This is a genomic window from Colwellia sp. 20A7, from assembly GCF_009832865.1.
Taxonomy (GTDB): domain Bacteria; phylum Pseudomonadota; class Gammaproteobacteria; order Enterobacterales; family Alteromonadaceae; genus Colwellia.
The window spans coordinates 1887892-1913543 of the sequence record NZ_CP047130.1 but is presented as its reverse complement, the minus strand read 5'-3'; the positions used below and the strand labels follow the sequence as shown (position 1 = coordinate 1913543).

General features: G+C 35.9%; 22 protein-coding genes, 6 tRNA genes and 2 pseudogenes. 17 read left to right on the top strand and 13 right to left on the bottom strand.

Annotation, left to right across the window (positions count from 1 at the left end; translation table 11 throughout):
- The first annotated feature begins 115 nt into the window (after window positions 1-115).
- A pseudogene (locus GQS55_RS08350) lies at window positions 116-1322 on the top strand (IS256 family transposase).
- Window positions 1323-1649: 327 nt separating this feature from the next.
- Here GQS55_RS08350 and GQS55_RS08345 read toward each other — a convergent pair.
- On the bottom strand, window positions 1650-2084 hold the full coding sequence (locus GQS55_RS08345) for a GNAT family N-acetyltransferase (protein WP_159819656.1): 435 nt from the start codon (window positions 2082-2084) through the stop codon (window positions 1650-1652).
- Window positions 2085-2406: 322 nt separating this feature from the next.
- Between GQS55_RS08345 and GQS55_RS08340 the strand changes: the two genes are divergently transcribed.
- Window positions 2407-2841: an RrF2 family transcriptional regulator gene (locus tag GQS55_RS08340; RefSeq protein WP_159819654.1), complete on the top strand. Its 435-nt coding sequence runs from the start codon at window positions 2407-2409 to the stop codon at window positions 2839-2841.
- Between the two features lie 222 nt (window positions 2842-3063).
- The gene (hmpA, locus tag GQS55_RS08335; RefSeq protein WP_159819652.1) at window positions 3064-4269 is read left to right on the top strand and encodes an NO-inducible flavohemoprotein; all 1206 of its coding nucleotides are present in this window, start codon (window positions 3064-3066) and stop codon (window positions 4267-4269) included.
- Window positions 4270-4436: 167 nt separating this feature from the next.
- Here hmpA and GQS55_RS08330 read toward each other — a convergent pair whose 3' ends face one another.
- From GQS55_RS08330 to GQS55_RS08315, 4 genes and pseudogenes are all read right to left on the bottom strand, one after another.
- Window positions 4437-4871, bottom strand: a complete 435-nt coding sequence (locus GQS55_RS08330) for a hypothetical protein (protein WP_159819650.1) — start codon at window positions 4869-4871, stop codon at window positions 4437-4439.
- Window positions 4872-5041: 170 nt separating this feature from the next.
- A complete protein-coding gene (gene upp / locus GQS55_RS08325) occupies window positions 5042-5671 on the bottom strand; it encodes a uracil phosphoribosyltransferase (protein ID WP_159819648.1) in 630 nt (209 codons plus the stop codon).
- A 144-nt stretch (window positions 5672-5815) separates the two neighbouring features.
- Complete coding sequence (locus GQS55_RS08320; RefSeq protein ID WP_159819646.1) at window positions 5816-6775, bottom strand: phosphotransferase; 960 nt, start codon at window positions 6773-6775, stop codon at window positions 5816-5818.
- Window positions 6776-6902: 127 nt separating this feature from the next.
- Window positions 6903-7016 (bottom strand): annotated as a pseudogene (locus GQS55_RS08315) (transposase); the annotation flags it as partial.
- A gap of 267 nt (window positions 7017-7283) precedes the next feature.
- Here GQS55_RS08315 and GQS55_RS08310 point away from each other — a divergent pair.
- A complete protein-coding gene (locus tag GQS55_RS08310; protein ID WP_159819644.1) occupies window positions 7284-8294 on the top strand; it encodes an IS110 family transposase in 1011 nt (336 codons plus the stop codon).
- A 440-nt stretch (window positions 8295-8734) separates the two neighbouring features.
- Here the strand turns inward: GQS55_RS08310 and GQS55_RS08305 are convergent, their stop codons facing one another.
- On the bottom strand, window positions 8735-9634 hold the full coding sequence (locus GQS55_RS08305) for a DUF4238 domain-containing protein (RefSeq protein ID WP_159819642.1): 900 nt from the start codon (window positions 9632-9634) through the stop codon (window positions 8735-8737).
- Between the two features lie 127 nt (window positions 9635-9761).
- Window positions 9762-10310, bottom strand: coding sequence for a hypothetical protein (locus GQS55_RS08300; protein WP_159819640.1), 549 nt, complete (start codon window positions 10308-10310; stop codon window positions 9762-9764).
- Window positions 10311-10801: 491 nt separating this feature from the next.
- On the opposite strand from GQS55_RS08300, the gene GQS55_RS08295 reads away from it, so the two are divergent.
- Together GQS55_RS08295 and GQS55_RS08290 are read left to right on the top strand one after the other, a co-directional pair.
- Window positions 10802-12394, top strand: a complete 1593-nt coding sequence (locus GQS55_RS08295) for an ABC-F family ATPase (RefSeq protein WP_159819638.1) — start codon at window positions 10802-10804, stop codon at window positions 12392-12394.
- Window positions 12395-12534: 140 nt separating this feature from the next.
- Window positions 12535-13392: a 23S rRNA (adenine(2030)-N(6))-methyltransferase RlmJ gene (locus GQS55_RS08290; protein ID WP_159819636.1), complete on the top strand. Its 858-nt coding sequence runs from the start codon at window positions 12535-12537 to the stop codon at window positions 13390-13392.
- Window positions 13393-13538: 146 nt separating this feature from the next.
- Here the strand turns inward: GQS55_RS08290 and GQS55_RS08285 are convergent, their stop codons facing one another.
- The 3 genes from GQS55_RS08285 to gltX form a co-directional block, all read right to left on the bottom strand.
- Window positions 13539-15203, bottom strand: a complete 1665-nt coding sequence (locus GQS55_RS08285; protein WP_159819634.1) for an FMN-binding glutamate synthase family protein — start codon at window positions 15201-15203, stop codon at window positions 13539-13541.
- A 268-nt stretch (window positions 15204-15471) separates the two neighbouring features.
- Window positions 15472-16821 carry a DEAD/DEAH box helicase gene (locus GQS55_RS08280; protein WP_159819632.1) on the bottom strand — a complete coding sequence of 450 codons (1350 nt, stop codon included), beginning with the start codon at window positions 16819-16821 and terminating at the stop codon, window positions 15472-15474.
- 77 nt (window positions 16822-16898) lie between these two features.
- Complete coding sequence (gene gltX / locus GQS55_RS08275; protein WP_159819630.1) at window positions 16899-18311, bottom strand: glutamate--tRNA ligase; 1413 nt, start codon at window positions 18309-18311, stop codon at window positions 16899-16901.
- 291 nt (window positions 18312-18602) lie between these two features.
- Here gltX and GQS55_RS08270 point away from each other — a divergent pair.
- The 10 genes from GQS55_RS08270 (at window position 18603) to GQS55_RS08225 (ending at window position 22661) form a co-directional block, all read left to right on the top strand.
- A tRNA-Val gene (locus GQS55_RS08270) sits at window positions 18603-18678 on the top strand.
- A 79-nt stretch (window positions 18679-18757) separates the two neighbouring features.
- Window positions 18758-18834, top strand: a tRNA-Asp gene (locus tag GQS55_RS08265).
- Between the two features lie 74 nt (window positions 18835-18908).
- Window positions 18909-18985: transfer RNA gene (locus tag GQS55_RS08260), tRNA-Asp, on the top strand.
- A 54-nt stretch (window positions 18986-19039) separates the two neighbouring features.
- Window positions 19040-19116 (top strand) — tRNA-Asp (locus tag GQS55_RS08255).
- 20 nt (window positions 19117-19136) lie between these two features.
- A tRNA-Val gene (locus GQS55_RS08250) sits at window positions 19137-19212 on the top strand.
- Between the two features lie 45 nt (window positions 19213-19257).
- Window positions 19258-19333 (top strand) — tRNA-Val (locus GQS55_RS08245).
- A gap of 1541 nt (window positions 19334-20874) precedes the next feature.
- Complete coding sequence (locus GQS55_RS08240; RefSeq protein WP_159819628.1) at window positions 20875-21051, top strand: DUF1328 family protein; 177 nt, start codon at window positions 20875-20877, stop codon at window positions 21049-21051.
- Window positions 21052-21116: 65 nt separating this feature from the next.
- Window positions 21117-21311, top strand: coding sequence for a hypothetical protein (locus tag GQS55_RS08235; protein WP_159819626.1), 195 nt, complete (start codon window positions 21117-21119; stop codon window positions 21309-21311).
- Window positions 21312-21417: 106 nt separating this feature from the next.
- Window positions 21418-21888: a hypothetical protein gene (locus GQS55_RS08230; protein WP_159819624.1), complete on the top strand. Its 471-nt coding sequence runs from the start codon at window positions 21418-21420 to the stop codon at window positions 21886-21888.
- A 185-nt stretch (window positions 21889-22073) separates the two neighbouring features.
- Complete coding sequence (locus tag GQS55_RS08225) at window positions 22074-22661, top strand: YqaA family protein (protein ID WP_159819622.1); 588 nt, start codon at window positions 22074-22076, stop codon at window positions 22659-22661.
- A 380-nt stretch (window positions 22662-23041) separates the two neighbouring features.
- On the opposite strand, the gene GQS55_RS08220 is transcribed toward GQS55_RS08225, so the two are convergent.
- The 3 genes from GQS55_RS08220 to GQS55_RS08210 are packed head-to-tail and all read right to left on the bottom strand — an operon-like array spanning window position 23042 to window position 24055.
- Window positions 23042-23302, bottom strand: a complete 261-nt coding sequence (locus GQS55_RS08220; protein WP_159819620.1) for a hypothetical protein — start codon at window positions 23300-23302, stop codon at window positions 23042-23044.
- A gap of 1 nt (window position 23303) precedes the next feature.
- On the bottom strand, window positions 23304-23723 hold the full coding sequence (locus GQS55_RS08215; RefSeq protein WP_159819618.1) for a hypothetical protein: 420 nt from the start codon (window positions 23721-23723) through the stop codon (window positions 23304-23306).
- 17 nt (window positions 23724-23740) lie between these two features.
- Window positions 23741-24055 carry a DUF883 domain-containing protein gene (locus GQS55_RS08210; RefSeq protein ID WP_159819616.1) on the bottom strand — a complete coding sequence of 105 codons (315 nt, stop codon included), beginning with the start codon at window positions 24053-24055 and terminating at the stop codon, window positions 23741-23743.
- Between the two features lie 511 nt (window positions 24056-24566).
- Between GQS55_RS08210 and GQS55_RS08205 the strand changes: the two genes are divergently transcribed.
- Window positions 24567-25643 (top strand): endonuclease/exonuclease/phosphatase family protein, encoded by a 1077-nt coding sequence (locus tag GQS55_RS08205; RefSeq protein WP_159819614.1) that lies wholly within the window; start codon window positions 24567-24569, stop codon window positions 25641-25643.
- The last annotated feature ends 9 nt before the right edge of the window (window positions 25644-25652 follow it).

The following is a 25652-nucleotide window of genomic DNA, read 5'->3' as shown; positions in this document are numbered from 1 at the left end:
GAGGCTCAAAACAAAGATAATGACTACATTTTAACGTATTTATAGAGCCTGTAACAGATTTTGTGTAAGTACTTTTCATCAGTTACCCTAGTGGTATCAAAGAAAGGTACAACACATGAACCATAAAGAACTTGAAGCTTTTGCAAAAGAAGCCGCAAAAAGTATTAAAACAGGCGAAGATTTAGATAAATTCAGAGCTATGCTAACCAAGGTTACTGTTGAAGCGGCACTAAATGCCGAATTAGACGACCACCTTGGTTACGCTAAACATGAAAAAACGAGTACGCCCAACAACCGTAACGGGTTTAGCGCTAAAAAAGTTAAAACCGAGGACGGAGAGTTTGAGCTAAATACACCACGTGACCGTGATGGTAGCTTCGAGCCGCTCCTCGTAAAGAAAAATCAAACACGATTCACCTCTATGGACGACAAGATTTTATACCTTTACGGCAAAGGTATGACGACGCGCGATATCGTCGACTCGTTTGATGAATTTTATGGCGCAGAAGTCTCTCCCACCTTAATTTCTCGTGTGACCAATGCGGTAATTGAAAAAGTCGATGAATGGCAAACAAGGCCGTTAGAGCCTGTTTATCCTATCGTTTATATGGACTGTATCCGTCTAAAAATCAGAGAAGATAATAAGGTTATCAACAAAGCGGTTTATTTAGCGCTAGGCGTTGATGTCACAGGGCAAAAGGACTTACTGGGTATGTGGTTCTCTGAAAATGAAGGGGCTAAATTCTGGCTTAATGTGTTGACCGAGCTCAAAAACCGAGGCGTTCAAGATATCCTTATTGCCTGTGTTGATGGTTTAAAAGGCTTTCCTGATGCCATTAATACCGCCTTTGAAAATACTCAAATACAGTTATGTATTGTACATATGGTAAGGAATTCGCTGAAATTTGTGCCTTATACTGATTATAAAGCGGTAACCAAAGACCTAAAAACATTTACCAAGCGATAATGAAGAGCAAGCATTGAAGGCATTAGATGCATTCTCAGCACGCTGGGACGATAAATACCCAAGCATATCAGCTTCCTGGCGACGTCATTGGGATAATCTCAATACCTTATTCATTTACCCGAATGATATCCGCAAGGCTATATACACAACGAATGCGATAGAATCGTTAAACAGCGTTATACGCAAAGCGGTTAAAAACAGAAAGGTATTTCCCAACGATGACTCAGCTAAGAAAGTTATTTACTTAGCCATTACTCAAGCATCGAAAAAATGGACTATGCCAATAAGGAATTGGAAATCGGCCTTGAATCGTTTTATGATTGAATTCGAAGACCGTATTTCAGACTATATTTAAAAATGGTACTTACACAGATATTGTTACAGGGTCTATTTATACGGTATTAAGTTAGTAGAATCTATGTAACCTTGTAGTAAGTGTATTAAACATTGAAGTGAGACAATGAATTTGCCTTGTTTTTCAGGTAAATCATTTACTTTACAATTAATTATTCACTATTTGATCTCTATTTTAAATATAACACCTCACAAAGAGGTAACTAATAAGAACTACTCGCTATTTTCTGTTCTTTTAGTAATGTGTTAACTTGTTTTAATCAACAGTTTTTGTTTTTCTAAATTAAACTCTTCCTCTGTTATAGCGCCAGAATCATGTTCTGTAACTTTATAACGCCTTAGAATAAAGTACAGACGCAACCTCTGTTCCCTGAGTTTTATCGTTATAGTTTTTAACGAAAGACATTCCCAACTTTTCCATTATCCGAATTGACGCGGCGTTACTCGCATCTGCCGTGGCACTTAGAATTTTAATATCTTTTTGCTCCATAACTTTTTCAGCAACAGCTTTGGCAGCTTCGGTTGCATAACCCTGCCCCCAACTTTCTTGTTTAAAACGCCAGCCTATTTCTATGTTATTAACATCAGGGAACTCGCTCGATATATTTAGTGGCTTTACGAGTATGTAACCAATAAAAGCATCAGTACCTTTTACAACAACCTTCCAAAGCCCCCAATAATTTTTCTCATAGAGCTGTTGGCTTCCATCTTCATCCATTAATTCTATGGTTAATCTATTCGTATTTATTTCAAATTTTTTCATTAATTTTCAGCCAAAATTACATTTTTAATTGATCGTTACGCAAAATAAAAGTGCCGTAGCTAGCCTTGCACTCACCAATAATTATATCCACTACATTAATTAAATTAGCTAAGCTTCTAAATAATTTTAAATTCATAAATATCATTATTCAATAAAATACCCTCAAATTAACAGGTAATCAAATAGTTAATTAACATTAGCGACGAAGAAATGTAGCAACTAGTTAGTTTTATGGCTAAAAAACAAAACCACCATTAATGTTGCATTTTAAATGCAACATTAATATAATCACCAATATTAATCATCAAAATGAATATTTACTATGCAACTTACGCATTTTACCGACTTAGGTATTAGAGTACTAATGTATCTAACACATAGCCGCCCTGAACCGATAAAAATTAGTGAGATTGTTGAACAGTTTCAAGTGCCCAGAAATCACTTGATAAAAGTAGTAAATAAGCTGGCAAAACTAGAGTGGGTACTGACTACTAGAGGTAGAAATGGTGGTTTGCAACTAGCTATTGCACCTACATCATTAACGCTTGGGACAATAATTCGACAGCTAGAAGGTTGCAGTCAATTGATTGATTGCGAAAAGGCCAAGTGCAAGCTTAGCGTTGGCTGTCAGGTGAAAAGTTTTTTAGATAATGGTTTAAAAGCTTTTTATGAAGAAATGAATCGTTACACCTTAGCAGATACCGTTAAAGGCCAAACAGGTAATAATATTATAAAAATGCATATGAGTTATGCATAAGTTTATTTGCTAGGTGAATTATTACCTCACCTAGCTCTTGCATTAAAAACACAACATTATAAATAGAACAAAATAAATTCTTAATCATTTTTTTAACTTAATTGTTGCATTTTAAATGCAACAATTAAGTTATTAGTATTGAGGCTAATAATTTAGCTCAGGAAACCAACTCATAATAGAAAGCAAATACACCAAATTTAAACAATCAGGAGATAATTAAAAATGCTAACACCTGCACAAATTCAAACAATTACTGCGACAGTACCAGCTGTTTCGGCTCATGCTCGAGATATTACTGAACATTTATACCCGCTAATGTTTACTCGTTACCCACAAGTTTTAAAATACTTTAATCAAGTCAATCAAGATAAAGGCAGTCAACGTCAAGCATTAGCAAATGCTGTGATTGCTTATGCAAAGAATATTGAACGCTTAGAGCTACTTGGTGATGCGGTTAGCTTAATTGCACAAAAACATTGTTCGTTAGGTATATTACCTGAACATTACCCTATTGTAGGTGAGTGTTTATTGGAGTCTATCAGTACAGTACTGGGAGATGCAGCAACGGATGATATTATCGATGCATGGGCGGCAGCTTATCAGCAATTGGCTGATATATTAATTCAAGCAGAGGAAGTTATTCACACTGATAATGAGAATCGCGCTGGTGGCTGGCGTGGTGAACGAGCCTTTAAGTTAGTAAGTAAAAAGATCGAAAGTGATGTGATCACCTCTTTCTATTTCGAGCCAAGTTCAGGGCCTGAATTGATCGATTTTCAACCAGGACAATATGTGGCTGTCGTAGTAACAATTGACGGGCAAATAGTACGTCGTAACTACAGCCTCTCTGATGCACCAGGTAAGAATACTTTGCGCATTAGTGTTAAACGTGAAGTTGAAGGTTTAGTTTCTAATTATTTACATAACCAACTAGAAGAGGGAGAAAGTGTAAACCTCTCTGCACCTTGCGGTGACTTTGTTTTAAAGAACAATGAAAGACCGCTATTTTTAGTTACTGCCGGGGTAGGTATAACTCCAGCTATCAGCATGCTTAATGCAACAGTTGACAGTGGTCGTGAAATTCACTTTATTCATGCGGCGCAAAATGGACAGGTACATTCATTTAAACACCATGTTGACACTCTAGCGGAAAAACATAGCAACCTTAATGTATTTTACGTTTACGATCAGCCGCTCAAAGAGGATACCCCTGACGCAACGGGATATTTATCATACGAGCATTTAGCAACGCATTTGCCTAAATCAAAAGATGTCGACTTCTATTTTCTTGGTCCCGCGCCGTTTATGCGAAGCGTTAATCAGCTGACTAAAGAGCTAGAGCTGACGACAGAGCAAGTACATTTTGAGTTTTTCGGCCCGCTTGAAGACCTAGATACAACACTTGTAGATAATGTACAAGTTGCCTAAAGTCATAATAAGTTTTCGATAAATAGAGCCTAATCAACTGTTAATTAACATTAACAAGCGCTTATAACTTACAAGTCATTTCTTAGCCGTAGTTGAGGAATGACTTGTTCAAATTTGAGCGACTGTCCTCGTTAATTTCAATAATTTCAATGGTAATTAATAGTTACTTATGTGCCTCCCCACAGACCATGGTTTTTATTTTTACGCTCTTCTTCTTTGATTTCTTCTTGAATTTCTTGATCAGTTTTTAGTGTTGCACCATCGAATATTGAAAATAATATTTGTTCAACATTTAGCTCTAGTCCATCTACTCCTGAAATTTCACGTTTAAACCAAAACTCTTGTGCTTCAGACTGAGTTGTATTTATATTTGTAAGTACTCCAATATCAGTTCCCATAAGAGTACTTATAGAGACCAACTCCCACCCATGAGCTCCTAATATACCTATTACTTTATTAAATACCCTAAAATGATTGTTTTCTGTGAATTTCTTAGATGAATTCAACGAAAAATTTCGAGTTTCTCCAAATTGTGTGATTGAAATTCCTTTATTGCTACCCACCCAAGATAGTTTTAAGCAAATATATTCAAATTTTTTCATTTAATCCTCCCAACAATACTAAATAAAACTATGGGACACCCAAAAACTTTTAGTCAAATAATAAGAAGCCAAAGTATCACCAATTGCCTTACTTTTAATATTAACAAGGGACACTCGCTTATAAAGCATATTAAAATAAAACAGGTTAACTAGCGACTCAAGAAATTCTTCTAAACAGTCCCAAATATTTTATCGCCTGCATCACCTAAACCAGGCACTATATAACCTTTTTCGTTAAGGTGGCTGTCTACAGATGCAGTAAATATTTCGATGTCAGGATGAGCTTCAAGTGTTTTTGTAACCCCCTCAGGCGCCGCTACAAGTATAATTACTTTAATTTCTTTACATCCTGCTTTTTTAAGCATGTCGATAGTCGCAATCATTGAACCACCCGTTGCAAGCATTGGGTCAATTACTAGGCTCAAGCGTTCATCAATATTACCCACTAGCTTTTCAAAGTACGGAATCGGCTCTAATGTTTCTTCATTACGTTGCAGCCCTACTACACTTACCTTAGCAGCTGGCAATAATTGCATTACGCCGTCCATCATACCCAAGCCCGCACGCAAAATAGGCACTACCGTGATTTTTTTCCCTTTAATATGTTGCACATTTAATTTATTGCCATCCCAACTCGTTATTTCGTTATCTTCAAGTGGTAGGTTTTTAGTCGCTTCGTAAGTTAATAATGTACCTACTTCGGAGCACAATTCACGAAAACTTTTAGTGCTAATGCCATGTGCGCGCATTAAGCCGAGTTTATGTTGAACAAGAGGGTGAGTAATAACGTGAATAGCCATGATAAAAAACCTACTAAGACAATAATTAGCGATATTTTATATTAAAAATGATTATTTGACCTGTAGTTTTAAAGAGATTTTAATATCCGGTGTCAAAATATATGGTTTTGCTTGATATTTATGCAAGAGCTTAGCAAGACCTGTTTATTCAATATTACTCGCTAACCAGTTGTTCACCTGTTTAAGCATATAGCTATTCATTTTTTGATGTTGTGGACTCCAGCCAGCTAAAAACCGATAAAAATCTGCCCATGCAGCAGGCCATAAAAAAAGCCAGTCGTTAGCTATTTTATCTGCGGGTGCTTTTGGGTGATAAGTAGTAATTGCCGCTTTTAAATTATCAAAATAATATACAAGGTACTCATCAGCGCATTCATGTAATTGCTTATCACTAAAGCAACTGGTCATAAAATACATTACATCACTTACCCCGCTACCTGCACCTATATATTGAAAATCATAACCGAGTATTTTGCCACGCTCATTTACTGCAAAGTTAGCAAGTTTCGCATCACCATGAATCAGCGTTTTGTACGCACAACTTTGTAGTTGCTCATCTATTTTATGTGCAACATTTTTAATATCGGACTTTTTATCTGCCCTTTCTTTTAGTTTGTTAAACTCATCAGGACGCGTGCTTAAATGCCAGTAGTTACCTTGTTGCCATAACCCGTCAGTGGGCTTATTTAAGTTAAATGCATGAAAGTGCGCAAGCCAATTTAATATCGCTTTAATGTGTTGATGCCCAGCTTGAGCAAACCCATGCTTAGTGAAATCTTTAAATACCAATACATATTCATCATCTTTATTAATTGCGTTTATACATTCAATACTTTGCGCATATATCGGTAAATGCAGGCTATGTAACTTATAAAAATGATATTCAACACGATAAGAATCTTGTTTTCTTTTTAGTGCAAATGCACTTTGTTTAATTTTAGGATGCCTTATGTAGCTTGGTACCTTAATCGCTTTAATTACACAGGCTTTATCATCAAGCTGGCACTGCACAATACTGCCACATCCGCTCCAAAGTGATGTTAGCGTATCGCGAATTTTAATCTGTTTAAAATGAAGCTGTACTAAAGGAAGGTAAAATGCCATAGCTATATTAAGTATTAAGTAATTAATTTTTTGTAGTTTAACAGTTAAAAATGATTTTAATAAAAGTACTGATAGAAAAGCCTATATGATTTTGCACAATATTGATTAATAGGTGGCCACCAAGACATTGACCTGTGTGGTTGTCTTGACCGCAAGGAAATGCTCGGCGAACACAACGAGAAATACAATGGTAATAAGGTGTATAAACTAAATTAATGAGTTGTTTTCTAGGGGTAGTCATCAACAAAATCCTTTTGTTTTGATAAGTCATTTAATCCTAGTTTAGGTATTGAATTTTTTCAAATAAAGGTGGATGTCCTAGTTAATCCCTTTCTATTGCTATTTATATTGTTCGGTCTGCTTGTTATGTTTCTTTAACCTTTGATCAAACCTTGGCTATCGATCGTTGATCAAAAATAAGGATGGGTGATGAGATGGACGCTCCCAATTACGGCGTCAATGCGCCAAACTGGTTTTGAGAACTCAGTTAATTTAAGGAACGTCCATCATGAAAGTTACCACAATATCAATCGATTTAGCAAAAAACGTTTTTCAGGTCATGGGCTTTACGTCCACAGGTAAAGTTGTATTTAATAAGCGCTTAAATCGAGCTCAACTTAGTCACTTTTCATGTCGTGTCGTTATGGAGGCCTGTTACTCTTCTCATTATTGGGGAAGAACGTTTGAATCAATGGGGCATACTGTTGATTTAATTCCTGCTCAGCATGTTACCCCTTTTGTTCGTGGTAACAAAAACGACAGTAATGATACCCTCGCCATTTTTGAAGCAAGCTCTCGAGCTTTTATTCGCTTTGTTCCGATAAAAACTCAGGCACAACAAGAAATCTTAATTTTACACCGCTTGCGCGAAAGATTACTCAGTGCACGTACCGCTGCAAGTAACCAGCTACGAGGCTTATTAGCTGATTTTGGTATTATTTTTCCACTTGGGAAGGTCGCCTTTAATGAAAAAATTCAAGCCTTGTCTGTAGATGAATCACTCTCTGTAACGTTAAACTGGCTCGTTAAAGATGTTTACACAGAATACAAAACATTATCAGTACGTATCAAAGCCATTGAAAAGCAATTAAAAACTGATATTGAAGCAAATCCATTAGGGCAAATATTATTAAGTATACCTGGAATTGGATACCTCAATGCTTCAGCCTTTGTCGCTTCTATAGGCAGTGGCCAAGCTTTCGCCAGCGCTAAAGATTTTGCAGTGTGGCTTGGCATAACACCAAAACAATTTGCCTCAGGTAACAAAAGCGTGATGGGAGGGATAAGTAAACGAGGCGATCAATACCTACGTAAACAATTAATACATGGGGCTCGCGCTATCATTAGTCATGCAGGGAAAAAGCAAGATGCATTAAGCTTATGGATCACCCAATTAAGAGCAAGAAAAACGTTCAATTGCACCGCTGTAGCAACAGCTCACAAATTAGCACGTATCATGTGGACATTATTACAAAAGCAATGCCATTACACACCTCAAGTGGTTAGGGTTGTGGCATGAATTATTACCAGTTTTGCTATCTAGCTAGCCTGTCACGGACAAAGGCTTTGAGCCTGTATGGGTGTTTAGGCAGCTAGATAGTACCTAATTTTTAAGGTTTAACTTTTCAAGACTGTTGTTTACAAGATGAAATTAAAAGGCACTAGCCAACTAGAACAAAGCCTGCGATAGGACAAGTGCATAAAGCGCGTTTGAGTGATCAATGTTTAAAGGTATTTCTAGTTCGCAACTCATCTGGAGCATGGAGAACAAACCATAGCTCGAATATATGTCAGTACAGTTTGCTTTAAGCAAGCACAGAGCCTGTCATCATAAACAGTAGATTGAAAATAGTTCGGATCAGCCATGTAAAACATAAGAGATTTTCTTCTGTTTCACTTAAGCTCGGCTTGACATCAAGGAAGCGTCCATATATGTCCTTGTTAACTCGTTAAGCAGCTTTACGACTGCTTTATTTGATAAAAAGGTTCGAGCTCCATTGCTTGCCAATCAGGATAGTCCTTATTATCAGTTTCACTCATTATTTTACGAATACTTTCAAATGGACTTTGAGCATTATTATCCAGAACATGAAGTGAAAAAGGTGGCTGAGGATAAATACCGAGAACATCATTGTACATCCGTTCAGCCATCTCACCGTCGTGATGTGGGGATATAATTAATGATCTCCCTGCCGCTTTAGCTAAATGAAAATTATAAAAGTGAGCGTTACCTTTATCTAATTCATAACCAATAGTTTCATTGGGCTTGTTTGTAAATGCATTCCAACCCTCGGTCATCGAACAGGCTACAAAGCATAACTTAGGAGTGAGTGGATAAAATAAACATGTATCTGGTAATTCGATAAAGCCGGTTTGAAATACTGGATTATCACTCCGTACAAAATAATCGTCTTCATGAGCTAAAAGTAAACACCAATCTCTATTAGCGACAAAATTTAAATCGCCACATTCTTTACATCCAACCCGATCATGTTTTGGCTTATCAGTGATACCAAATAATTCACAAGCTTTATTTTCGTACGCCATATACGTCGGTGTCCGAACAAGTTGAGATAGGAGAAATTGAGACCAAATTATTCTTTCATCATTATTTAATTCATTAAAACTGCAAATTTTTTGATATACGACGCTAGCATCAGTTTCTAAATCATTATCTAATGAGTTTTCAACAGCCCAAGTATATAATCCTCTTTTCCTACCCCATTCTTTCCAACCCTTAGGCTCTTTTTTTATATCTGAGCTATATGGCGAGCTGAAATAAGATATATATCCATCATCATCCGCCCAAGCTTTATTAGCAAATTTGGGCGAATAATGAGATAAAGGTGGTTTAGCCAAAAATTAACTCCAAGCTATTCATAGCTGCTTAACGCCTAATTAATAGGCAAAAAATAGTTGGTTAAAATAAGGACGATGGAGCAAAAACCAACTGTTTTTTGTCCTTGTTTAATTTCTTGTTATATTTTCATAAAACGATATATTTAAAGTGTTCTGGTTGATTAACACTATAAGGATCACTTACTGGTACAGCACTAAAAACCGTACGATACTCTTTTGTATAATACGTTGTGCTTAAACATTCTCCAAAGCCCTCGTGAGGTACTATAAAGGTAATTTCTTGTGGCTCTATTTCAAGTTCTTGAAAATTTAAACGCCACTCCCTTTCCCATGTAAAATCAATCTTGGGTGGAGAGAAACTCACATGACGCCACTTTAGATTTTCAGGTAAGTTATTATATTCGTCATCTTGTTGATAAATTACGGGTCTGCCACCTTTTTTAAATATATGCTCTTTTAAAAACCTTACACCAAATTTCTTATACCTTGATTCTCGCTTATGAAACAGGTTCATCGGAGTTTCAGTAAAACAAATGCAAGTATGTTGTCCTCGGATAAAACCATTTCCACCCAACAATTTTCTATTTTCAATAATACTGCAAAGTTTATAAATCGCATCCTCTTCAGATTCGGCTCTAATCCAATGATATAGATATTCCGAAATATCAACGCGCATGAGAATTATCCTGAAAATATAACAGCTTATTAGACGGGCAAAAGTCCTTTTTTCTACAAAAGAATTCCCTTCCAATAGTAAATTTATTATCCGTTAACTTATCGTTTTAATCCCTGTATTTCAAGATCTTATTTATTTCCTAGTTTTTTAAAATTAAAAAATGATCCATCTTTAGAATTTTTTAGTGGAAAGCGTGCAAACCAACTAAACTTACAAGTAAAAAACAAATAACAATAAACAACTTGTTTTATTTCTATTATAGACGGTATCACTGCATACCTTTTTTAAATTTTTTAGATAATTAACGCATACGTTTATAACGCTCAGCCCTAAGAGCAATCAACCTAAATTGTCGTATCAGGTTAAATAAGAATAGTGTATAATCGCGCGCATTATTTTATGGTTATTGTATTTGATTTCTTCAATTAAGCCTTTGCTTAATACACCAATAACTCACGCCTAATGACTAACAACATTAAACGGAACACATCATGCTTACAGCAAATAATATTACCCAACAGTTTGGGGCTAAACCTCTATTTGAAAATATTTCACAAAAATTTGGTGGCGGAAATCGCTACGGTTTAATCGGTGCCAACGGTTGTGGTAAATCAACCTTTATGAAAATTTTAGGTGGTGATTTAGAGCAAACCGCAGGCAACGTAAGCTTAGATACTGGCGAGCGTTTGGGTAAATTACGTCAAGACCAGTTCGCATTTGAAACGTCTAACGTTATTGATACAGTAATTATGGGCCATACTGAACTTTGGGCTGTAAAAGAAGAACGTGACCGTATTTATGCTTTACCTGAAATGAGTGAGGCTGACGGCATGAAAGTTGGCGATTTAGAATCAGAATATGCTGAAATGGATGGTTATAGTGCTGAAGCACGTGCAGGTGAATTGCTCATTGGTGTTGGCATTCCTGTTGAACAACATTACGGTTTAATGAGTGAAATCGCGCCTGGCTTTAAATTACGTATATTATTGGCGCAAGCACTGTTTTCGGATCCTGATATTTTATTGCTTGATGAGCCAACCAACAACTTGGATATTCATACAATTCAATGGTTAGAAGAAACGTTAAACGAACGTAATTCAACGATGATTATCATTTCTCATGATAGACATTTCTTGAACAGTGTTTGTACTCACATGGCTGATTTAGATTACGGTGAACTACGTGTTTACCCAGGTAACTATGACGAATACATGTTAGCGGCTACCCAAGCGCGTGCGCGTTTGTTATCAGACAATGCTAAGAAAAAAGCACAAATTGGTGAGCTACAAGCTTTCGTTGCACGTTTCTCAGCAAACGCTTCAAAAGCAAAACAAGCAACTTCTCGTGCTAAACAAATTGATAAAATTCAATTAGATGAAGTTAAAGCGTCAAGCCGAAGTAACCCATTCATTCGTTTTGAACAAGAGAAAAAATTATTCCGTAACGCCTTAGTTATTGAAAAATTAAATAAAAACTTTGATGATGCTCAAGTCCTTAAAGATATTTCTGCCTTAATTGAAGTAGGCGAGCGCGTAGCGATTATTGGTGAAAACGGTATTGGTAAAACGACCTTCTTACGCGCTTTAATGAGTGAAGTAGGTTATGAAGCAACGTCAGGTGAATTTACTTGGTCTGAGAACGTAAACATTGGTTACTACGCACAGGATCACGAATACGAATTTGCTACTGATATGAACTTATTTGAATGGATGAGCCAGTGGCGTCAACCAACGGATGATGAACAAGCGGTTCGTGGTTACTTAGGCCGTTTATTGTTCTCTGCCGATGACATTAAAAAGAACGTAAGCGTATTGTCTGGTGGTGAAAAAGGTCGCATGTTATTTGGTAAGTTAATGATGCAAAAACCAAATATTTTAGTACTTGATGAGCCAACCAACCACATGGATATGGAATCTATCGAGTCATTAAACATGGCGCTTGAAACTTATGAAGGTACTTTGTTGTTTGTTAGCCATGACCGTGAGTTTGTTTCAACAATCGCAACACGTGTTATTGAATTAACAACCGAGGGTTATGTTGATTTTGCTGGAACTTACGACGAGTACTTAGCAAGCAAAGCGTAATACTTTACCCATTTATAGCTCAAGCCAATTCATAAGTTTAGCTTGAGCTGTTATAGAATAGGTTAGCTAAAAATAATATTAGCTAGCCTGTCCACTACCCTATTGATAAACTCAGATATTCTGTGTTTTAAGGATTTTTTTTGTTAAGTTACCGTCACGCTTTTCATGCAGGAAACTTTGCTGATGTACTCAAGCATAGCGTACTAACACTTGTACTTGATTATATGACGCGTAAAGAGAAAGGCTTTCATTATATTGATAGCCACTCTGGCGCTGGCATGTATCAATTAGAAGATGAATATGCACAGAAAACAGGCGAATATAAAGAAGGTATTGCCAAGTTAATCAATGAATCTAATATTCCTGAATCACTTCAGCCTTACATTGATTTAATTAAAGCGTTAAATCCTACAAGTGAAAATGACGATAAAAATGACTTAACGTTATATCCGGGCTCGCCAGGTATTGCTAAACGTTTTATGCGCCGACAAGACAGCACTCACTTATTTGAACTACACCCCACTGACATTGAACATTTAAATGATTTTTGTTATCGCTGGAAAAAAGTATTTGTTAAGCAAAGTGATGGTTATCAAGGTGTTTTAGGTTTAGTGCCACCACCAAGTCGTCGTGGTGTTGTGTTAATCGACCCGCCTTACGAGCTAAAAGAAGACTATAACAAAGCGGTTAAAACTATTATTAAAGCTTATGCAAAATTTGCGACGGGTACTTATATTCTTTGGTATCCGGTTGTGAAGCGAGCGCTTGTTGAACAGATGAGTTATACGTTTAGTAAAAGCGCGGTTAAGAATGTTTTACAAGTAGAGTTTTGCTTAGAAAATGATACTGACGAATATGGTATGACGGGCACCGGGTTATTTATTGTTAACCCACCATGGCAATTGGCGGAACAACTTGATGAAATATTACCGTTCATGAAAAGTAAGTTGGGGTCTGACAACACACATTATACTGTTAAACAATTAATTGCAGAGTAACTAACTCTCTATTTATCTTATTTTATTTTATATTTAAGTTTAAGTTTAAGTAAACCATATTACCTGTATCTTCAGATATAGGTAAATATGGTTTAGCGTAACTTAATTAGGAATTAAAATATAAGTTTAGGCTTTAAACCTAGGCATTAATGAACTAACGGTTGAGTTCTTCTCACTTGATTAAACTCAAGTGCTTTAAGTATGAATAGATCATCCACATAAAACTTATCAGCACTACAAGCTTGCCACCATAACTTCCAGGTTTCATCCGTCACAGTCTCATCAACTAACACTCTAGGCGGTAAAGGCGCAACCAAGCTGCCCATTGACATTTGTGTGCCATAAGGTGAGCGTCTTTTTACCATTTGAGGCTCGAGTTTAGTTGGATCATCTAAGCCCATACTACCAACTAATTCAAAAAAACTCGCGAGCGTATTATCGTGAAAATACTTCACACGTTCACTTTTCACTTCAACATCAATCGCTTTAGCTCGTGCAGGATCTTGTGTTGCAATACCGGTTGGGCAGCGGTTGGTATTACAATGTCTTGACTGAATACAACCAATTGCTAACATCATGGTTCTAGCCGCATTAACAATATCAGCACCTGCAGCTATTTTAGAAAGTAACTCAAAACTTGATGCCGTTTTACCTGATGCTATTATTTTTATGTTATCGCGAAGGCCAACACCAATTAACGCATTATGTACAATACTCACACCTTCTAAACAAATTAACCCGAGACGATTAGAGAATTCAACTGGTGCTGCTCCCGTTCCACCTTCAGCACCATCAACGGTAATAAAATCAGGTGTAATGCCTGTTTCTAACATAGCCTTACAAAGACTTAAAAATTCAGCAGGGTTACCAATACACAATTTAAAGCCAATCGGCTTCCCCCCACTTAACTCTCGTAATTGCTCAATAAACGATAATAATTCTTTTGGGGTGGTACATTCGGGGTTTACCGCAGGTGAAATACAATCTTTGTCTTTTGATATATGTCTAATACGCGCAATTTCATCGGTAATTTTTGCTTTGGGTAAAACGCCGCCATGGCCTGGTTTAGCGCCTTGACTTAGTTTGATTTCTATCATTTTTATTTGTGGTAAAACGGCTGTTTTTTTAAAATTTACGGGGTCAAAACGTCCATTTTCATCACGACAACCAAACAGACCTGTACCTAATTGCCAAACTACATCGCCACCATGCTTTAGGTGATACGGACTTGCTCCGCCTTCACCTGTATTATGATAACAACCTGCTTTTTTTGCACCTAAATTAAATGCTTCGATCGCATTGTTACTTAGGGAGCCAAAACTCATCGCTGATATATTTAAATAAGAGGCTAAATAAGGCTGTTTACAACTATCCCCTCCAATAAGTACTTTTTTCGCCGTTTCTTTTATGTGAACAGGTGATAATGAATGCCATAAGCTTAAATAATTATCTTCAAGCAGGTTACGTTGTGTACCAAAAGCAATGGTGTCAAGCTCGTTTTTTGCACGTCGATAAACTAAAGTACGTTGCTCTCGATTAAAAGGAAGTTCTTCGGTATTGTTGGCGATAAAGTACTGTTGTATTTCTACCCGAAAAGACTCTAGAAAATAACGTAAATAAGCAACAACAGGGTAAAGTCGATTTAAACTATGACGGCTATAAAATACATCATAAAGCCCAATAACACTGTACAGCATAGTGACTAACAATAAGATTAAACTAAAAACACTTGGGCTTTGTATATATAAGAAGCCAGCCGAAAAATTACCTAAGGTAACAATTAACCAGAGAAATTTTTGCATTATGGTCATGAAACTTTCCTATGAAATGAAAACAATTATTTTAATAATAATTCGTGTATTCGTTCTTTAAATAATATCATTATTCATTTTGTTTTTTATATAAATTATAAATAATGAAGGCTTAAAAATTCGCTGATTTACTGTGTTTTATTTTCATATTGATCAAGTAGAGTAATACTTATACCTAAAATAGTATTTTAGGTATAAAAAAAGCAACATTAGTTGCTTTTTAACAGTAATATCATTGCAGACAGTGTCGGCAAGTTAACTTAATAACTTAATCCTGTTCTTTTTTAGTGCTATCTTCTATTTCCGCAGGCGTTAATGCTTTTTTACGCTTAATAATTTTCATCGCACCAGCATCTTCTATATCAAGAAATGTTTTCTTAATAACTTTTCTTGGTCTGTTATCCATAATTTTTGTACTTTTGTTAACCACTGGTTTTGCTTTAACTACTTTAGGTTGTTTTGGTTTCAAGCCTTTAAAACTTACCTTGATACCTTCAACTTTATTAAAGCTAATTTTTTGTTGTAAGAAAGCTTCTACGTTCTTAAAGCTTAGCCAATCATTTGGGCCAACTAATGAAATTGCATCGCCTTTAGTACCAGCGCGACCTGTGCGACCAATACGGTGAACAAATTCTTCAGTATGTTTAGGCATATCAAAATTAATAACATGAGAAACATTCACTAAATCAAGCCCACGTGAAGCTAAATCTGTTGTCACTAATATTTTATGGTGCCCTTTAGCAAAACTTTCCATTATCTGGTTACGTTGACCTTGGTTTAGCTCGCCACTTAACGCTACTGCATTAAGTTTCTCTTCAGATAACATTTTAGCTAAACGCTCGGTATCACTACGTGTTGCCGTAAAGATAATAACTTGTTGTGTTGTTTCACTCGTTAAAAAGTGTTGTAACAACGCTTCTTTTTGCGTCAAATTATCAGCAAGATAAAAACGTTTAGTGATATCTAAATGCTCACTATGCCCAGCATTAATGGCAATACGCTTAGGTTTTTTCAATAATTCAGTGGCAAATTCATTCACTTGTGCATGGTCAAGTGTTGCTGAAAATAGCAATGTTTGACGTTTACGATGATTAGCGGCTTTATTTATTTGGCTTAGCTCTTTACTAAAGCCTAAATCAAGCATGCGATCAGCTTCATCTAAAATTAATAACTCTAAGCCATTTAAATAAAAATGCCCTTGCGTTAAATGATCAGCTAATCGCCCAGGAGTGGCAACAATAAAATGTGGCTCTTTCTCTAAGACCTTTACTTGATCATTAAAGTTTTCACCACCTAAAATTAATACCGCTTTAAATTGCGTATTTGCCGTAAATAGGCGCAATTGACTAAACACTTGTTTTGCAAGCTCTCGTGTTGGCGTTAAAATCACAACACGAGGATCTCGTTTAGACAAAGCTCGATTTTTAGTTAAGCGCTGTAAAGCTGGGATGATAAACGCTAACGTTTTTCCTGAGCCAGTTTTTGATGAGGCAATTAAATCGTGCCCCTGCATAGCCGCAGGTATCGCCTGTTGCTGAATCTCAGTGGGCTCAGTAAAGCCTAAATGCTCTACTGTACTCATTAACGGTCTTTCTAATCCAAAATCACTAAACTGCACTCATCTCTCCTAGCTTTTAAGCTAAATTTTACAAAACTAAATATTTCTTAACTAAAATTCGTTGATAAACAGAGCTATTAACCTGCTGCAATACGCTCTTCAACAACCACTATAGCTTGATCAATACGGGCAAGCACTTTATCTTTATCAAGTAATGCTAACGTAATGTCTAATGATGGCGAGTTACCACCACCTGTTGCTGCAACTCGAAGTGGCATACCAACTTTGCCCATACCTACTTCTAATTCTTCTGCAGTATCGTTAATAGCCGCATGAATTAATGCTGGTTGCCAGTCAGTTAATGCTGCAAGTTTTGCTTTAACTAATAGTAGCGGCTCTTTTACTACAGGACGTAAATGCTTTTTAACGGCTTTAGCATCAAGCTCAGAGAAGTCTTCATAAAAATAGCGTGAAATCTCAGCCATTTCTTTCAATGTTTTAACACGATCCGCTTGTATTTTTACAATTTCAGCAAGTGCTGGACCATTACTTGTATCAATACCCTGCTCTTTCATATGCCAAGCAAGATGTTGTGCAACGTATTCAGGGTCCATTGTTTTCATATAATGTTGATTTACCCAAATAAGCTTATCTGTATTAAAGCCTGATGGCGCACGGTTACAATCTTTTAAATCAAATAACTCGATCATTTCTTCACGAGAAAAGATTTCTTTGTCACCATGTGACCAACCTAAACGTACTAAGTAATTTAACAATGCTTCTGGTAAATAGCCGTCATCGCGATATTGCATAACACCTACAGCGCCATGGCGTTTAGATAAACGCTTACCATCATCACCTAAAATCATAGGGATATGAGCATACTCAGGTAACGTAGCACCTAATGCTAAAAGAATGTTTATTTGTTTAGGCGTGTTACTGACATGATCATCACCACGAACAACGTGAGTTACTTTCATATCCCAGTCATCTACAACAACAGTAAGGTTATAGGTAGGAGTTCCGTCAGAACGCGCTAGAATTAAATCATCAAGCTGGTCGTTGCTAATAGTTATATCACCTTTAACCATATCTTTAATAACAACGTCACCGCCAATTGGGTTTTTAAAGCGAATAACAAATGGTTTGTCTTCAGGGTAATCTGTACGGTCTCGCCATAAGCCATTATACTTTTCTATTTCACCTTTAGCTTTGGCTTCTTCACGCATTACATCTACTTCTTCAGCAGTACTATAACAACGGTATGCATTACCAGACGCTAATAACTGCTCAATAACTTCTTTATAACGATCAAAACGTTCAGTTTGAAAGTAAGGTCCATGAGTCCATTCTAGGTTTAACCAATTCATACCATCCATAATGGCATCAACAGAAGCTTGTGTAGAACGTTCTAAATCAGTGTCTTCAATGCGAAGAATAAAGTCACCGCCATTCTTTTTAGCATAAAGCCAACTATATAAAGCAGTACGTGCACCACCAACATGTAAATAACCGGTAGGACTAGGGGCAAAACGAGTAGTTAAAGTCATAAAATTCTCAATATGAAAAAGACTAGGCTATATAAAGAAGCAGCCTAGAAAATAAATAGGTCTAAAATTGGCGACATTTTAACACTGTGCTTGTGCGAATTCACCTTTTAACAGAATTTGTTTACAACTAATCTCTAATATTGTGCAAAGATTTCAACTAGAATGTCGACAAAAACACCGTTATGTGCAAAAAAAAATCAAACAATCACTTTTTCGAAAAAAATTAGTGTTTTTAGTGGTTTTTATGTTGACAGTATTTTGGATCTCCCTATAATACGCACCCACAGAGACGGACGATTAGCTCAGTTGGGAGAGCACCGCCCTTACAAGGCGGGGGTCACTGGTTCAAGCCCAGTATCGTCCACCATCTTTATTTAAGATGTTCTGTTACGGTTTCGAGTACCGTCCATTTAAAATGTGTAAACTCGAAGATAGATATATATTGCGGAGTGGTAGTTCAGTTGGTTAGAATACCGGCCTGTCACGCCGGGGGTCGCGGGTTCGAGTCCCGTCCACTCCGCCACTTATATCCATCAAAACGGGTTCGAGTCCCGTACACTATGAATAGTGTCAAACTCGAAGATATGTATATGCTGCGGAGTGGTAGTTCAGTTGGTTAGAATACCGGCCTGTCACGCCGGGGGTCGCGGGTTCGAGTCCCGTCCACTCCGCCACTTATACTTATCGAGGTTAGAGAACCTTAAAAACTCAAATTAAGCAAGATTTGCGGAGTGGTAGTTCAGTTGGTTAGAATACCGGCCTGTCACGCCGGGGGTCGCGGGTTCGAGTCCCGTCCACTCCGCCACTTGTTTAATTAATAATATCGGACGATTAGCTCAGTTGGGAGAGCACCGCCCTTACAAGGCGGGGGTCACTGGTTCAAGCCCAGTATCGTCCACCATTATTAATTCAAAGTATAACCTATTCCATATCATTTCTGATATATGGACGATTAGCTCAGTTGGGAGAGCACCGCCCTTACAAGGCGGGGGTCACTGGTTCAAGCCCAGTATCGTCCACCATTATATAAAATTATTAAAACCAAATCTAAAACTAAAGTTCATATCATTTATGATAACTATGAATGATTTGCTCAATTGTGAAAACACCTTCTACTCTTTACATCCCGCACCGTGTCAATGGTTCAAGCCCAGTATCGTCCACCATTATTAATTTAAAGTACACCTATTCCATATCATCTCTGATATATGAATGACTAGCTTAGTTGTAAAACACCTTCTACTCTTTACATCCCGCACCGTATCACTAGTTCAAGCTCAGTATCGTCCACCATCATATTAAATTATAAAACCAAGTCTAAAACTAAAATCTAAAGTTCATGTGATTTCTAAAAACTATGAACGATTTGCTCAATTGTGAAAACACCTTCTACTCTTTACATCCCGCACCAGATCACTAGTTCAAGCCCAGTATCGTCCACCATAATATAAAAATCTTAAATTATTAAAAAATCAAAAAATCAAAAAATAAAGCTTATATCATTTCTAATGACTATGAACGATTTACTCAATTGTGAAAACACCTTCTACTCTTTACATCCCGCACCGTGTCACTAGCTCAAGCACAGTATCGCCCATCATTATATTAAATTATAAAACCAAGTCTAAAACTAAAAACTAAAGTTCATATCATTTCTGATAACTATGAACGATTTGCTCAATTGTGAAAACACCTTCTACTCTTTACAGTCCGCACCAGATCACTAGTTCAAGCCCAGTATCGTCCACCATTTTTAAATAATTATTTTATATCCAGAATAGTAAAAATCACCTTCTACTCTTTACATTCCGCACCATGTCACTAGTTAAAACCCAGTATCATCCACCATTATAAATTCAAGTAAATCCTGTTCAATATCATTTCTGATAACTACTAACGATTAGCTCGATTGTGAAAACACCTTCTACTCTTTACAGTCCGCACCGTGTCACTCGTTCAAGCCCAGTATCGTCCACCATTTTTAATTCAAGTAAATCCTGTTCAACCTAATCTCACTCAATACAAATTAATTAAATACAATTTTAAATAGCTCTATCAAATGCTTTAATATTTATATTTTTTAATGATCAGTAGTAATAAAATCGACATCAACTAGAACTAACCTTCATTTATCTTTTATCTACACCTCTTGTCTGCATAAAGTTATGCAAGAACCCGCTTTAATACCAATCTCACTAACTATGTGATCATTTCTACTTGCTAAAATCACCAACTACATCGTTATTTATTTAATAATTAGAACAACTAGTTATTGAAATAAATGCCTTGTATTTGGCAATTTTTTCTACGTATAAATTTGTTCACTTAATTAATGAAACTGGTATAACTCGAAATACCTAACTTTCTTACCTTGCCTTCAAACACTACTTTCTAACACTACTCTGCAAATTATACATTCCTACCCTGTAATAATTACTGACGACTCAATCTAAATCTTCAAGATATAGAAATAAAACAATTAATAACAAACACTTAAAAACTGGCACAACTGTCGCATTGTATATAATGAATATCTTATTTCACAAATCAATAGGAGGCAGACATGTTGAATTGGGCAGTAACTTTTTTTGTTATAGCGATCATTGCAGCAATATTCGGTTTTGGTGGTATAGCTGGTGCAGCCGCGGGAATGGCAAAAATTATATTTTTTATTTTTATCGTATTATTGGTTATTTCATTAATTGCCAATGCGTTACGAGGAAAAGCCCCTAGACCCTAAAGAAAGTTGTGAACACAATAATTTAAAGACATTACAAACAGTTTTATTTTTAACGGAGAATAATTATGAATATAAACAAAAACAAATCATTACTCGTATTAACGCTTATTGCTAGTTTAAATTTAGCTGCTTGTGCAGACAACCACGCAGAAAATGCAGGTGAAAATGTTGATGAAGTAATATCTGATACCGGTAATGCTATTGAAGATGCCTGTGAAAATGTAAAAGATGAAATGGGTACTAAAGACAAAAACTGTTAGTTTTTAATCCTAACTATAAATACTGTTACTTATACGTAGCAGTATTTTTTTGATCATAATATTTAATAATTAAATGCTATCTGCTTATAAGTAGGAATACAAATTAATGAACAACACCCTGCACTTACTCATAAGAAAAATTTTTGCTCTATCATTTACACTAATTTTTTTAGGATTAGCCGCTGCCATTTTAATATCCTTAGTCGTTAGTGTATTTGAAGGCATTGCAAGTGATGTCGACATAATGCAAATATTTTTAAGTAGTATCAATACTGGTGTAATAGGTTTAGCTGTTTTTGAGCTTGCACTTGTTATTAATAAAGAGTATTCCAGCAATAAAGAAGACGAGCACGAAGATGATACTATTGCTACATTAAGAAGAACAATGCCTAGGTTTATAGGTACAGTATGTGTTGCATTATCACTTGAGGGGTTAATTATGGTTATAAAATATAGTCAATTAGATCTCGCCGGCAATCTATATTACCCAGTAGCGGTAATATCTTGTACGGCTCTTTTGTTAAGTGCATTGGGCTTGTTTTTACACTTAACAAATAATCATACTGTTAGCACTTAACTTTATTATCGTTTGCAATACCAACCATAAGATAGCGCTTATGCTAACTTAAAGCTTAAGTGAACTGAGTAATATTAGATGATAGGTGAAGAATGATTGGCTAATAGACGACTAATATCCTTACTAACGGAAATATCAAATAATCACCATTATTCTTACCAAAGGGACGTATTAAAGGAAGTACTATGGGCATCCAAGAAAAGATTAAGAAAAAAACGCATCGATTCGTCGAGTCTAAATATATGCTTAGTAGTATTACTACCGCATCTTTTTTAGAGTCAACCATAGTACCCATACCTTTAGAAGCTGTTTTAGTACCTTTAATGCAGGCACGTCGAGAAAAGCTTTGGCTTATTGCCCTTATGGCTACAGTAGGCTGCGTTATTGGTGCCTTATTTGGTTATGCTATGGGCTATTTTTTATTCGACGCCGTTGGTGATTGGATTATAAGTACATTTTCAACTCCCGAGCAATTTGAGAATATTAAGCAAAAAATGCAAAACCAAGGTTTTTGGTTTGTCATAACCTTGGGCATTGTGCCGGTGCCATTTCAAATTGCGATGCTTGCTGCAGGTGCAACTAAATACTCACTTACGCTCTTCTTAATCGCGGCAACTATTTCGCGTTCTATCCGTTATTTCGGTTTAGCCATTATAGTTTATTATGCAGGTGACAAAGCTGAACAAATGATCCGAAAGCATAAAGCTAAAACAATGATTACCTTAACTATATTTATAATATTGATATGGGGAGTAACCAGCTTTATTGGCTAATTTTATAAGGAGTTCATTTGTAACTGGTGCTTCTTTACGACACACCTAATTACCCTACCTCTAATACAATATCTAAGAATGATATGCGCTGTAAAAATAATTTATTCTTAAGAGTTTTCTTAAGAATAAAAGGAGGTTATACCAGTTTCATTAATTAAGTGTTCTACTTTATATGCAGGGAAAACTACCAAATACAAGGCATTTATTTTAATAACTAGTTGTTCTAATTATTAAATAAATAACGCAGTCGTTGGTTGTTTTAACCAGTAGAAATGATCACATAGTTAGTGAGATTGGTATTAATAATAAAGTTATGCAAGAATCATAGAATCGATAATTTGCGATACAGATTCCCTACAAGGTAAGATATTAAGTAATGATTATTGTAATTTAAATAAAATATTTAGTAAGGTTGTCCATTCAGACTTTGACGAACTATGTGCAGCATTATTACTATCATTTAATAATCCTTTAGCTAAACCAGCACCAAATGATGCAGCAAGTCCTTTTTCTGATGCTAATAAAGTTTTCATATTAGATTTTACCGATAAACTATTGTGCTTGTCTAATGCTGACGCAGCTGCATAAATTTGTTGAGTTTCTTCAACTTTTTTAATTTCGTTTTTGAGGATAAATTTCATACTATTCCCCTTCTATAATATCTGTAACGGTTGAATAAAAACCGACTAATTCCCATACAGATTTTAATTGTTTAAATAACCATAAACCAAGTAAAGCATTGATTATTAGTAAGGTTATTATAGAGATACTAATAGAGTGAATCAGTTCATAAACCATTAAGCCTGCGCTAATATTTAACAATATCCATATTACTGCGGCTATCACAACAAGTATTAAGCTAATAGCAAAAGACAATAAAATAGCACTGAGGCTAAGTTTAGCCTCAGCAACTACAAGGTTTTTAGACGCGATTAGTCTTGCAATTTTACTTCCAAATAACGCTTCAATACTTTCGTATGTTTTGGTGAATGACGCTGATTGTGCGCTTGCTTCTTCGTGAGGGTGCTGTTTGAAAACGCCCTCTTGCTCTGGAGTTTTCATGCTAGTTTATGCCTCTATTATTTTCTTTTTAAAAAACTCGAAACCAATAGCCCAACTGAAAATGCAATACCAGCAGAAGCTACAGGGTTTTCAACTGCATACTTTTTAACAGCTGACTTATTCCACTTTTCTTCTATTTCACTTTGTTTTTTTACTAATGTTTCAGAGCTGTTATGTGCTGTCTCACGTATAGATTCTTCCGCTGAACCTACTTTTTCAGCTAAAACATCGACCGAATGATGTAATGAATCTTGTAATTTATCAGTCACTGAATGATCTTCTTGTATCGTTTTTTTAGCTGGAGTACTAACTGCTTTTTTAGTCGCTGACATAGTAAATTTCCTTCTGTAGTTTAATAGAACGATGCAATTCTCATTGCTCTCACTATACTAATGCAACTATCAAACCAAAAACTTAACCATTATAAATCATACACTTAGTAAACTTACTTTATTTTATGATCACTGTTAGTGAAATATTTACAAAGCAAATTGAATATTTTTCAAAAAAGATAATATTATTGTGACTCTTATTGCACCTTTACCCGTATTACCATCAGCATCTAAATGTAAGTTTGAAGTAATTTCTACATGGGAACATGAACCATGAGAAAAATAACAATATAATGACAAAAATATGTAAAGTTAACTTTATTTAAAAGCATCACTTAGAAGCGAGTAAAAAATATTTACCCACGATTACTGTTTCTATTTCAGGTATGATAAAAAATATCAGTGCTTACTTAAGGTAGACTTGCTTGCAGTATTCAATAAATGACAGATAAATGTTTTATGAAATTTCCCTCTTCATTATAAAAATAAAACCCAATAATTAGGATATAAAATGCTTTCCCTAATAACGACCCTAACATTTTTACTTGTTATCGCAACAGTTGTACCTTTATCGCGTTGTTCTCATTGGCTTCTAAGAGCTTTCGACTTTCCTCGATTACAATTTATTATTTATGGTTTAACCTTACTAATAAGCCAACTAATTTTTATGCAACCCCCCTCTACATTGTTCTTTGTCTGCTTTACCCTAACAATATTTTCAATGGCTTGGCAATTATGGTGGGTTTTACCTTACACAAGGTTTTGGCATAAAGAAGTCGAGTCATCAAAAGAAAGTTGTGAAAAAAATCAATTAACAATTCTTAATTTTAATGTCCTTATGACGAATAGAGATGCTAATGCGTTAATAGCATTAGTTAAGCTTCACAACCCTGATGTACTTGTTACCTTAGAAACTGATATATGGTGGGAAAACGCTCTGAGTACTTTAAAGGATGAAATGCCTTATACCATTAATTGCCCTTTAGATAATTTATATGGCATGCACGTTTTTTCTAAATTTCCTTTAGAAGAACAAGAAACTAAGTATCTTGTTGAACAAGATATTCCGTCAATGCATGCCTCAATTACGCTAAAGAATGGTGTTAAAGTCCGTGCTCACTTTCTTCATCCAGCACCACCAAGTCCAACAGAAAATGAACGTTCTTCAGAGCGTGATGCTGAATTGATAATGGTAGCAGAGAGCATTGCTAAAACTGATCAGCCGGTTATAGTTTCAGGCGATCTTAATGACGTAGCTTGGTCATCTACAACTCGCCTTTTTAGAAAAATAAGTGGTTTGTTAGATCCTCGTATAGGTAGAGGTATGTTTAATACTTTTCATACATCATATATATTTGCACGATGGCCTTTAGATCATATATTTCATAGTCAGCACTTCTCGTTAACTAAAATTAAGCGGTTACCCTCTATAGGCTCAGATCACTTTCCGCTACTCACAACACTCTCATATAATCCTAACAAAAAACAAAAAGGAATTACTGCTGAGCCTGAAGATATAAAAAGAACAAAAGATATTACGCAAGCAGAAAGTGTTAGTCATCATAATGTGCCTGAGCCAGGTGAATAATGTAAGTAG